This is a genomic window from Petralouisia sp. (assembly GCF_056822245.1).
Genome location: NZ_JBQIOP010000053.1, coordinates 16,562 through 27,526, shown reverse-complemented (window position 1 = coordinate 27,526; position 10,965 = coordinate 16,562). Strand labels below are relative to the sequence as shown.

The 10,965-nt window shown below is 48.1% G+C and carries 10 protein-coding genes; all 10 read right to left on the bottom strand.

The window, feature by feature from the left end:
* Positions 1-99 precede the first annotated feature (99 nt).
* Positions 100-936 (bottom strand): carbohydrate ABC transporter permease, encoded by an 837-nt coding sequence (locus ACTO17_RS16715; protein ID WP_482558721.1) that lies wholly within the window; start codon positions 934-936, stop codon positions 100-102.
* A gap of 19 nt (positions 937-955) precedes the next feature.
* Complete coding sequence (locus tag ACTO17_RS16710) at positions 956-1,840, bottom strand: carbohydrate ABC transporter permease (protein WP_172537797.1); 885 nt, start codon at positions 1,838-1,840, stop codon at positions 956-958.
* A 19-nt stretch (positions 1,841-1,859) separates the two neighbouring features.
* Positions 1,860-3,152 carry an ABC transporter substrate-binding protein gene (locus ACTO17_RS16705; protein ID WP_482558720.1) on the bottom strand — a complete coding sequence of 431 codons (1,293 nt, stop codon included), beginning with the start codon at positions 3,150-3,152 and terminating at the stop codon, positions 1,860-1,862.
* 40 nt (positions 3,153-3,192) lie between these two features.
* Positions 3,193-4,905: a glycoside hydrolase family 32 protein gene (locus ACTO17_RS16700; RefSeq protein WP_482558719.1), complete on the bottom strand. Its 1,713-nt coding sequence runs from the start codon at positions 4,903-4,905 to the stop codon at positions 3,193-3,195.
* A gap of 327 nt (positions 4,906-5,232) precedes the next feature.
* On the bottom strand, positions 5,233-6,207 hold the full coding sequence (locus ACTO17_RS16695) for a LacI family DNA-binding transcriptional regulator (protein ID WP_172537799.1): 975 nt from the start codon (positions 6,205-6,207) through the stop codon (positions 5,233-5,235).
* Between the two features lie 196 nt (positions 6,208-6,403).
* Positions 6,404-7,486, bottom strand: a complete 1,083-nt coding sequence (locus ACTO17_RS16690; protein WP_482558718.1) for a Gfo/Idh/MocA family protein — start codon at positions 7,484-7,486, stop codon at positions 6,404-6,406.
* Positions 7,487-7,552: 66 nt separating this feature from the next.
* Complete coding sequence (locus tag ACTO17_RS16685) at positions 7,553-8,467, bottom strand: sugar phosphate isomerase/epimerase family protein (protein ID WP_482558717.1); 915 nt, start codon at positions 8,465-8,467, stop codon at positions 7,553-7,555.
* Between the two features lie 37 nt (positions 8,468-8,504).
* Positions 8,505-9,464 (bottom strand): flavodoxin family protein, encoded by a 960-nt coding sequence (locus ACTO17_RS16680; RefSeq protein ID WP_482558716.1) that lies wholly within the window; start codon positions 9,462-9,464, stop codon positions 8,505-8,507.
* Positions 9,465-9,476: 12 nt separating this feature from the next.
* Positions 9,477-9,869, bottom strand: coding sequence for a C-glycoside deglycosidase beta subunit domain-containing protein (locus ACTO17_RS16675; RefSeq protein WP_482558715.1), 393 nt, complete (start codon positions 9,867-9,869; stop codon positions 9,477-9,479).
* A 1-nt stretch (position 9,870) separates the two neighbouring features.
* Positions 9,871-10,893, bottom strand: coding sequence for a sugar phosphate isomerase/epimerase family protein (locus ACTO17_RS16670; RefSeq protein WP_172537803.1), 1,023 nt, complete (start codon positions 10,891-10,893; stop codon positions 9,871-9,873).
* Between the last annotated feature and the right edge of the window lie 72 nt (positions 10,894-10,965).

The following is a 10,965-nucleotide window of genomic DNA, read 5'->3' as shown; positions in this document are numbered from 1 at the left end:
AAAGGGGGCTTCTGCAGTTCCTGTGTATTAAAATATAAAATGTCAGTAATTCATCTTTCAATGCACAAGCAATCCTGAAGTTCTGTCCGTATCCAGCCTCTATCCCTTAATACCCGTAGATGCAATTCCTTCCACATAGTATTTCTGCAGGAAGATAAACATAATCAGCATCGGAATTGCAGAAATCGTCAGGGAAGCCATAATCGGGCCGTAGTTGATGGGCTTGGAGCCGAAGAAGGTCTGAATGGCCAGCTGAATGGTGCGTTTCTCTTCTCCGGTCACCACCAAAAGAGGCCACATAAAGTCATTCCAATGGGCAACAAAATCCAGAATAAAGATTGTTGCGTACACGGTTCCCGATATAGGCATTACCACCCTGAAAAATGTCCGCACCGGCCCGCATCCATCGATGGACGCCGCTTCCAGCAGCTCATCCGGAATGCCCAGGAAAAACTGGCGGAACATATAAATGCTGAAGCACTTTGCCACAAAGGGCACAATCAGGGAAGCCCAGGAATTAATCCATCCCAAATCTGCCATTTCCCGGTACATAGGAAGCATAATCGCCTCTGCCGGGAAAACCATCAGGCTGATCACAAGGGTCAGCAGCAGATTTTTCCCCCGGAATTCAAATTTAGCCAACGCATATCCGCAGATGGAATTCACCAGAAGATCCAGGATAATAATCACCAGCACATAAAACAGGCTGTTTCCGATAAATTTCCACATGTTGATCCTCTGAAACACCTCTATGTAATTGCTGAGGGAAGCCCCTTTTGGAAAAAAGGTGGACAGCGAGTTCAGCCCTTTAAAAATTTCCGACTCCGGCTTTAAAGAAGATGAAATCATCCAGATCAGCGGCGATACAAAAATCAGCGCAATCAGCGTATTGCCAAAATAAAATGCAAATTTTTCAAACGTTTTTCTCTTTGTCATAAGAATCCTCCTTCCGAACCTATTCCGCTTTGATAATTTTCTTCATCCCCAGTGACAGGCTGATGACAATGACAAAGAACACAGCCGCCACCGCGCAGGCATATCCGAAATTTCGCTTCTGAAAGCCCTGTTCATAAATATAATATACCAGGGTGCGGGTGGAATTCTGAGGCCCGCCTTTGGTCATAACATACGGCTGGGTAAACAGCTTCATTGCCTGAATGACGGTGATCATCACCACATACTGAATCACGCTCTTAAGCCCCGGAAGGGTCACATAGAAAAAGCTCTGTATCTTCCCTGCGCCGTCAATGGACGCCGCTTCATACTGCTCCCTGGAAATTCCCTGCAGGCCCGCCAGAAAAATCATCATCTGGTATCCTGCTCCCTGCCATGCAGACATAAAGATAATGGAGTTCATGGCAGTTTTCGGGTCATTTAAAAAGCCGCAGGGCTCTAATCCCAGCTTTACAAGCAGAGCGTTCAAAAGCCCGCTGTCCGGACTGGAATTATACATAACGGTCCAGAGAATGGCCACCACAACCATGGAGGTAACCTGCGGGCTGAAATATGCCGCCCGGAATATAGAGACGCCTTTTCTCCTGGAAGAAATCAAAAGAGCCAGCGCAAGGGCCAGAACCGTCTGAAAAGGCACTACCAGTACGGTAAAATAAAGGGTGTTTTTCACTGCAATCCAAAAGTCCTCATCCTTTAAAAGCTCTGTAAAATTATTGAGACCGCAGAACACGATCCGGTCAGGACGCATAATATTATAATCGGTAAATGCATACCGAACCGTCTGCAGAGACGGATAAATCAAAAACGCTGCCAGTAAAACAACTGCCGGAAGAATAAAAATATAAGCAGCCCTTCGTTCACTTATCTTATTGATTGATTTTTTCATCGCCAATCCCCCTGTTCCATCAATCCTTTGCATAATATTTGTTATAATCTTTGTCCATGGCCGCCGCGGCTGCGTCCAGAGCTTCCTTTGGGTCTACGCCGGTAAAAATATTCAGCATTGCCTCCGCAAATTCAGCCGTCAGCACGCTGTAAGACGGCGTTCTCGGCCTGGGATGCCCGGTTTCCATCAGCTGCTCCTTAAAAACAGATCGCGGATATTCATTGTATTCCGTCAATACGTCATAACTGGAAACCCTGGTGGGCGGCTTCGAAATCGCCTGGGCATAAGTGGTTACGTTTTCCTCTGAAAACAGGAAACGCATCACCTCTTTCACGGCATCCATATCCTGGACATTTTTTGTCACGGAAGCCGCCCAGTCTCCGGTGGGAGACGTCAGAATCCCGTTTTCATCCGCCACCGGAAAATAGGTAACGCCCCAGTTGAGATCCGGATAATCTTTTTCCAGTGTGGCCACTTCCCAGGAACCGCCTAACATGGTTGCCGCTTTGCCGTTGTGAAATTCCTTCTGGATCGGATCAATATTGGCATAGCCGTCCCTAATCAGACTGTTTAAAAATTCTGCCGCTTCCACGCCTTCCTGGCTGTTCAGATACCCTTCTGCCGAGCTTCCCTCCTGGTTGACAAAATCTGTCCCGTTGGAAATCCAGAACTGTCCCAGTACATAAGAAAGCCCCTCTCCTTTATCCATAATAATATTTGTCCCCACTACCCCGTCTCTTGTGAGCTTTTTGGCAGCGTCATAGTATTCGCTCCAGGTCCATGCGTCCTCTTTACTGTCCGGCACATCAATCCCTGCTGCATCCAACAGGTCTTTATTGTAGTACAATGCCACAGAACTTTCCGTTGCACCCACTGCATAGATATGCCCATTGTACGTATTCTGCTGTTTGGAGGAGTCAAAAAAATCGCTCCATTCTTCCTCTGAAAAGAAATCGTCCAATGGCAGCGTCACTTCATTTGCCGCATAAATGGATACATTCGGCCCGTCAACATACAGAATATCCGGCAGATCATTGGAGGTAATCGCCGCGTTGACCTTATCCTCATATGCGTAAGAATCCGCACGCACAATGGCTTCCCTGCGCAGTTCAATTGTTCCCTCATGGGCCTGGTTAAAAGCTTCGATTTTCTCCACCCACCATTCCTCAATGGCCGGTTCATCGCTGGGGCTCCATATAGTGATTACCGATTCCCCATCCTCATTGACCCGCTTCTTTGGCTCGCCGCAGCCTGTCAATACGCCCGCTGTAAGCGCAGCCGTCAGCAAAGCCGCAATCACTCTCTTTCTCATATTTCCTCTCCTTCCCTCTTCCATCATGATTTTTATGCTGTTATCTTCTTTTTGTCCAGATCGACTTCATCCGGAAAATTTCCACACGCTTCAGGCCCTCGGCCGCCTCTGTATTCAGAATAAAGCAGCCCTGATCCGAGATATCGTAAAACAGCTTTGTCCCCACTGCTTCCCCGTCATTGACATAAACTTCCACTGTCCGGCGGTCTGTAAATATCTCCAGCTTTTCCACCCGTTCCACCTCTGCGGGAAACAGGACAGATTCACTCTTTACTCCTTTTGTCTGCAGATACAGCCCTGTTTCATCATGGTTCAGCATGATTTGGCGCTCCTCGTCTCCGCCTAACTGAATGGAAAATGGAATATTGCCCTCCAGCTCCAGTTCTGCTTTATATGTATTGGGGCAAATCCCTTTCAGGCAGACAGGTTCCCCCTGCCCCCGGTACAGACTTTCCCCTTTCAGGGATTCCAGTTCCCGGACGGGCACTGCATACAGCCGATTGTCCCGGATATGCAGCTCCCTGGGCAGCGTCATGCTTCCGCAGGCTCCCTGCTCCAGCTCCAGATGCTCCCCGTAGAAATCAGAAACCCATCCGATACTGATTCTGCGCCCTTTGTGCTCAAAGCTCTGCATGGCGTAGCAATTGCTTCCAAAATCAAACCATCCTCTGTGCTCCTCTGTAAATATTCCCTCCTGGAAATCTCCCACATAATATCTGCACATCTGATATCTGCCCCAGGAATCGTAATGGTGCATCAATGCGCCCACCGCCAGGTATTTTCCATCCAGCTCCATCAAATCCGGACATTCCACGCAGCGGATTCCTGTTTCATGTTCCACCAGCAGCGGGCCGGTATAAGCCCAATGCTCCAAATCCTCTGATTCGTACAGAAGAATGGCCGCTTTCCCCTCCAGGGCGCTTCCTAAAACCATATACCATTTCCCTTCTGCTCTGAACACCTTGGGGTCCCTGAAATCGAAAGAAGCTCCCTGGGGCTGCCGGTCAATCACCAGTTTCTCTTCTGAAAAATGCAGCATATCCCTGCTGGTTGTTTTCCACTGCTGCTGCAGCGTATCTTCCCCGTCCACCTGGGGGCCGCTGCTTCGGGTCAGAAAAAATACCGCTTCCCCCTCATGAACCACCGCAGAACCGGAAAAGGCGCCTCCTTTTTGTTCCCCTGGATGTTGAAGGATCTCTTCCTGCGGCTCCAAAACCACGGGAAGATGAATCCAGTGCACCAGATCTTTACTTGCCGCATGGCCCCAGTACATATGAGACCACTGCTGACTGTGGGGATTAAACTGATAGAACATATGGTAATATCCCTGAAACCAGCACAATCCGTTGGGATCATTGAGCCAGTTTTTCCAGGGGGCAAAATGATAGGCTTCCCGGATGGGGGAATGATACCTCTCTTCCTGATCTGCCCTTACAAATCTGCCGCCTTCCTGTTCCTGCTCCAGATAACAGACGCCTGTTTCCAGGATATCCTCGCTGCCGCTGAGATAACACAGAGACACCTGGCATTCCTCGCACAATATTTCATACTCTGTATCCTGCTCCACCGGCAGCTTCAGCCATCTGTAATATCCGCTTTCCACCAAAACCTCCCGGCAGTTTTCCAATGCAGAAGCCCTTTCCTGCACAGCCCCTTCCTGCCGGCTGTCTTTTGGGGAAATCACCCGGATCTTTCCTCCCGGCTGCACAGCCCTGGCAAATATCTCAAGCTTTGTATAACCTCCTGTATACATCTGCTTCCTCCTTTCCTCCTGTTTCTTTTTCGTTCTTCTTATACAGAAAATTCCTTCTGTATAGAATCGGTTCCATATCATAAATTACAATAAATTAATAGTTTTTTGTATTTTTTACTGAAATTTATCTATTTAATAATGGAACCCGTTCCATGTAATAATTGTAGTATACCGGGAAGACTTTGTCAATCATGTTTTGGACTTTTTCCCTTGAGACACAAAAAAAGAAGATTTTGTATTGTGCACTTTGTACAAATCCTTCTTTTTTTATCTATTTTCACTAAATTTATTTTTTCAATTTTTTATATTTTTACCAAAAAATTCGCCCTATACGGTTCCGCCGGACTGGATTTCCACATCCAGAATCAGCCGGTGGGGCACATTTTTCCGCTGTTCCACCAAATCCAGAAGGGTGTTCACGGAAACCTCCGCCAATAATTCTACATTTTGCCGAATTGCAGTCAGCCTGGGATATACCATATTAGAAGGGGTTGTGGCATCAAAGCCGATAATGGAAATATCCTCCGGAACCCGCAGTCCTTTCCGCTGCGCCATATGCAGACAGGCGATTGCCGCCAGATCTCCTCCGAATATCCCGTCAATATCCGGATGATTCCGGAAAATCTCTTCTGCCATTTTATAGTGGGCGTCCCAGTGAAACATATTCCATTCCATGATTTCATTCAAAACAGTGACTCCCTGCGCTTCCATTCTCCGGGTGAACGTGCTGTATCTGTCATTTGCCATAACATTAGGTGAAATTCCTGAGACAAGATATATTTTCCTGCGCCCGGCCTGAAGCATCAGCTCCGCCGCCAGTTCCCCGCCTTTTCCGTGATCGCAGCCAATCAGGGGAATCCGGGGGCCTAAATCCCGATCAATGGAAACAATGGGCTTGACCTGCTTTCGGTATTCTTCCACCTCCAGTCCGTGGGAGGCTGTAATAATCCCGTCCACCATGTTCCGTTCCAGCATATCCAGGTATTCCTGCTCCCGCCTGCTGATGCCCACCGTATTGCAAATCATGGTTTTATAGCCCTGTTCGTACAGTTCCATTTCAATATACTTCACCAGAGAAGCAAAAAAGGGATGATTCAAATCCGGCACAATCACGCCTACGATTCCCGTTTTATTGTGGTACAGATTTCTCGCCAGTTCATTGGGCGTATAATTTAATTTCCTGGCTGCTTTTTCAATTTTCTTCCTTGTCTCCGATGAAACATAACCGGAACCGTTTAAGGCGCGCGATACGGTTCCCACTCCTACCCCTGCTTCCTGGGCCACTTCTCTGATACTTGCCATCTTATTTCCTCATTATGTATAGATTTCTCTTTCTTATTGTTTTAATATATTTTGGCCGGAAAGTCAATGGATGAATTGGATAAAACCCAGATACAGCAGCAGAAACTGCCGGAGGGTTCTTTGACGTTTCTATGCCAAAGAACCCTCCGGCAGTTTTGTCCGCCTGAAAACCTGGTTCCAAATACTCTTTTTCTATTTACAGCCCGTCTTCAAATTCCACCGATTTCCCGGTTCTTCCAGACTCTCTGACAGCGTCCATCAGCGTCAGCGCTCTTCTGGTTTCCGGAATTTTCACCAGGAATTCTTCTTCTCCAAAATATGCTTTTCTGTAATTTTCAAAATACTGCTGATGTCCGGTGTGCACTTCAGGTACCGGCTCTGTCAGGATTTTTCCTTCCGGCGGCGGCCCGAAAGAACGGGTGGGGCCTGCCGCAGTCATGGTTCTTGCGCCGCCTACATTCTGAAGGAGCCCTGCGGTGCGCACAATTTTCCCCTCCGGCTCAAAGCCGTCCACATAGGCGCTGCCCTGATTTCCGCCGATAAACCAATGACGTTCAAACCACTTATCATGCATCTTATCGGTGAGGTAATAGGTGCCCAGTTCCACCTCCGCCATAATGTTGTTGTCAAACCGCATGAGAATCTTAAAATAATCATCCACTTCGAAATTAATCACATTGCGGATATCTGCGTAAATGCCTGTAATTTTCGCTTCCGGCATCATCCACAAAATCTGATCCAGCAGGTGCACGCCCCAGTCATACAGCATTCCGCCGCCTTCTTTCAGATAGACATGCCAGTCATGCATATTTCCGTTAAATCCATACAGACTGCTTTTAATGGTAAACACATCTCCCAGGGTTCCTTTATCAAAAATCTCCTTTGCCGTCCGGTAATCCGGATCTAACCTGCGCTGATGGTGAACGGTAAATTTCACGCCCTGCTCTTTGGTCACCCTCACCATATCGTCCAGTTCTTTCAGGCTCATGGCAACGGGTTTTTCACAGATAATGTCTTTGCCCGCCCGGGCTGCCTGAAGCACAAGCGCATGATGCTGATTATTATTTGCAGAAATCAGAACCACCTGAACTTCCGGATCGTTCATCAGTTCTTCGTTGGAAGCGTATCGTTTGATTCCTTCTGGAACCTCCGCTAACTGCTCCCTGTCAATGTCAGCCACTCCCACAATGCGATAGCCTTCCAGTTCTGACAGCATTTTCACATGTTCATGGCCCATAAATCCATATCCGATTATGCCAATCCTGATCTCTTCCATCATTTTTGAAACTCTCCTTTCCTACCCGCTTCTGGATATATATACATTTAACCGCCGGAGCCGTATTTCTTAAATCACAAAATTTCTAAGGTATCTGGCGCTTAAAGCCACAGCTTTTTTTGCATCCTCCAGATTGTTCTCAAAGGCTTTGTCCTCCACCTCAATACAGGTGTACCCGTCGTATCCGATATCGGTCAAGGCGGAAACATATCTGCCCCAGTCCACATCGCCCAGTCCGGGAAGCTTGGGGGACATATAGGCAAGGGGAACGGCCATCACGCCCACGTCGGCAAGCTTCTCCTGATACACTTTAATATCTTTATAATGCACATGGAAAATCTTATCTTTAAATTCATAAATGGGCCGGATGTAATCAATCTGCTGCCATACGAAATGGGAGGGATCGTAATTGATTCCGAAATTGGGGCTGTCAATGACTGCAAAGACCTTCCGCCAGTTTTCCGGCGTCGTCATCAGGTTCTGGCCGCCGGGCCATTCGTCCTCCGTAAACAGCATCGGACAGTTTTCAATGGCAATTTTTACGCCTTTTTCTTCCGCATATTTCACGATGGGCGGCCAGACCTCTTTGACCAGTTCCAGGTTCTCGGAAACGCTTTTTTGCGGGTCTCTTCCCACAAAAGTGGTCACCATATTCACATCCAGCAAAGCGGATGCGTCAATCAGCTTGTAAAGGTGGCTGATATATCCCTTCCGTTTCTCCAAATCCGGGTCCATGGTGTTGGGATAGTAGGCAAGGGAAGAAATTTCCACCCCCTGTTCCCGGCAGAGGCATTGAATGCTGTCAGCCTTCTCCCTGGTCAGATTCGCAGCGTCAATATGGCTGACGCCGGCATATCTGCGCTGGGCGCCGCCGGTGGGCCAACAGGCCACTTCCAGGCATTCCAATCCCTGTTCTGCCGCAAATTTTATTACTTCTTCTAACGTCATTCCATCTAAAATAGATGTAATCAATCCTAATTTCATACGGTTCTTCCTTTCTGAATCCAGTGCAGAAACTTATTTATTCCGCATATCCAATGTAAGGCTTCTTTAACTCCTGCAGATTCGGAATCTGCCCCGGTCCCACGGCCTTTGTCTTAATCTCAGTGGAATGCTCCAGCTTGCCGTCCCAGCGGAGCCTGGAGCGCTGCTGCTCCGCTTCAGAAAAGCGCGCCTGAATTCTGCCGTCCCGGCATTCCAGTTCCCCGTAAATGCCGCAAACCGGACATTCCACAGACGACCTGTCTTTGGAAACAGTCAGCATGTCACAATGGCAGACCGGACATATCCCTTCTTCTTCGCCTCTCCATCTGGTTCGCTCTTTTTCTCCTTCTGCGGTCAGGGCGGCGGCAATGTTCCGCCCCATTTTTTTCATGCGCTCCATCTGTCCTTCGTTGCCCAGTACATGCTCATATGCCATTGCGCCGTGATATTCGTGCATATCAATCACGTCAATGCCCATGGACATGGTAAATTCATACATGGTGGGAAGCATAAAGGACAGCCAGTTCTTTGTCATGGCGCCGCCCACCGAAAGCAGCGCGCCTACACGTTTCTTAAAGCTTCGCTCATCCGGAAGCTGATCCGGCGTTTTCCCTGCTGCAAGCCCCTCTTCGTATGCGGCTTTGCGGAAAGTGATGTCGTGGGAAGGCCCCAGGCGGTCGCATACTGTCTTAAACCTTCCGGTGGGCCCCAGTACATAAGTGGGGGAACCCACAATGACCGCGTCGCACTCCATCAGCGCTTCCTCCAGAATATAAAGCTCATCTTTCAGGGGGCAGCCGCCTTTTCCTCTTCCTGTGGTCATGCCCACCACACAGGAAATACATCCGGTACAGGGCTGAATGTCCAAATCATCGGCATGGATAAAATGCACCTCATGGCCTGCCTTTTCGCATTCCATCAGCGCTGTTTTTACCATCACGTCTGTGTTGCCCATCTTCCGGCCGAAGGAAATTCCCAATACGTTCTTTTTCTTCATTTTTTGCCTCCTCTATGCAATCGTTACGTCCCGTTCCCGGATTCCCTCTAAGGGTACCGGAATATATGCCGTCCTGGTGGCTACCGTCAGTTTTACCTTATGGGTTCCCGCACAAAGGCCGCCTTCCTGCTCCACCCGGATATACAGCGGTTCGCCGTATTCCCATTTATAGCTTGTGACCGTCTCCGCTTCTTCTAAGGTGAACCAGTCGGTTTGATCCACGGAAATCCTGATTTGTTCCGGGGAAACCTCTTTCCCGTCTGCGCACACTTTGATATATTCCACCATAGACAGGGGAATTCCTCTGTAATAGGTAATATTGGTCTCCATTCCGTAACCGATAACCTTGCCGTTTTCCACAATATTCCTGCAGGTATTTTCCTTAAATACGTTATTGTCAAACATCTTATCTTCCCTCCTGTCCTTCCATTTCATTCAGGCATTTTCTGATATAGGAAAGCTGCGCCGCCACCTGTTCTTTTTCCTTCATTTTCTCTCCCGGCAGGGTAAAGCGGTTTCCTTCGTACTCCGTGGCCACATACCCGTCGTAGCCTTTGCGGTGGAGATACTGAAGCAGCCCTTTGTAATCCATGGAATACTCCGGCCCTTCCGGCGTCATCTCAAACAATTTAAAATGAAAATGCTTGATATAGGGCATATATTCATCCAAATCTTCAAATTTATAATTCTCATAGCCGTCGCAAAGAGGAACAAACATTCTGTCATGCTCGGTCTGTATGGCTTCTTCCAGTTCCCTGGGATACTGATATCCGTTTTCCCTGAGTTCCCGGTGCAGGTCAGAGCCTTTTTCAAAAAGGGTGTCAATATAGTCAAAGACCTCTTGGCTGGTTCCGTTTTGCGTCTCATATGCCCGCACCACTCTGGGGAACCGTCTGCAGAAAATCCCGGTGTCAATCACAAGTCCCACATACCTGGAATTCACCCGTTTCATTTCTTCAATAAATGCTTTTGTCTCCGGAATGTCAAAGGCCATTCCCGCATGGATTTCCAGGGCTATGGCAACGTCATACGCTTCACAATAGGGAAGCAGAGGCTCAATCACCCAGTAAGGCACCATGGACACCAGCCGGATCAAATGGATGCCCAGGCGGGCAGCCTGCCTGATTTCCTCTGCCAGAAGCTCAATGCATTCTTTCCTGGTCAGCGTTCTGTTTTTATAAAGATTAGTATTTAAAAACACATCGGCAATGACCGGGGCAAGCCCTGTTTCTGCCAAAAGGCTGTTCCACTGATTCAGCGTTTCATCGGAAATATGAGGCGCGCCTTTTAACATCTGATCCGGCAGGATTTCCACCCCTTCAGCTCCCTGTTCTTTCACATAGCGCATAATATCCGCCAAATCCATTCTGTGATTCAAATATTCGTCCTGCAGGCTGTAAAGGCTTACAGCCGGTTTGATTCTTGACATAAATAATTTCCTCCTGACTTAATTGTTGTAGTTCCGATACAGTCTGCTGCCTGAAACCGCTGTCTATCCCTT

What these genes read in the sequence shown, in the direction of transcription:
- ACTO17_RS16715 (WP_482558721.1), bottom strand. Translation starts at nt 936, where the DNA reads ATGACAAAGAGAAAAACGTTTGAAAAATTTGCATTTTATTTTGGCAAT.
- ACTO17_RS16710 (WP_172537797.1), bottom strand. Translation starts at nt 1,840, where the DNA reads ATGAAAAAATCAATCAATAAGATAAGTGAACGAAGGGCTGCTTATATT.
- ACTO17_RS16705 (WP_482558720.1), bottom strand. Translation starts at nt 3,152, where the DNA reads ATGAGAAAGAGAGTGATTGCGGCTTTGCTGACGGCTGCGCTTACAGCG.
- ACTO17_RS16700 (WP_482558719.1), bottom strand. Translation starts at nt 4,905, where the DNA reads ATGTATACAGGAGGTTATACAAAGCTTGAGATATTTGCCAGGGCTGTG.
- ACTO17_RS16695 (WP_172537799.1), bottom strand. Translation starts at nt 6,207, where the DNA reads ATGGCAAGTATCAGAGAAGTGGCCCAGGAAGCAGGGGTAGGAGTGGGA.
- ACTO17_RS16690 (WP_482558718.1), bottom strand. Translation starts at nt 7,486, where the DNA reads ATGATGGAAGAGATCAGGATTGGCATAATCGGATATGGATTTATGGGC.
- ACTO17_RS16685 (WP_482558717.1), bottom strand. Translation starts at nt 8,467, where the DNA reads ATGAAATTAGGATTGATTACATCTATTTTAGATGGAATGACGTTAGAA.
- ACTO17_RS16680 (WP_482558716.1), bottom strand. Translation starts at nt 9,464, where the DNA reads ATGAAGAAAAAGAACGTATTGGGAATTTCCTTCGGCCGGAAGATGGGC.
- ACTO17_RS16675 (WP_482558715.1), bottom strand. Translation starts at nt 9,869, where the DNA reads ATGTTTGACAATAACGTATTTAAGGAAAATACCTGCAGGAATATTGTG.
- ACTO17_RS16670 (WP_172537803.1), bottom strand. Translation starts at nt 10,893, where the DNA reads ATGTCAAGAATCAAACCGGCTGTAAGCCTTTACAGCCTGCAGGACGAA.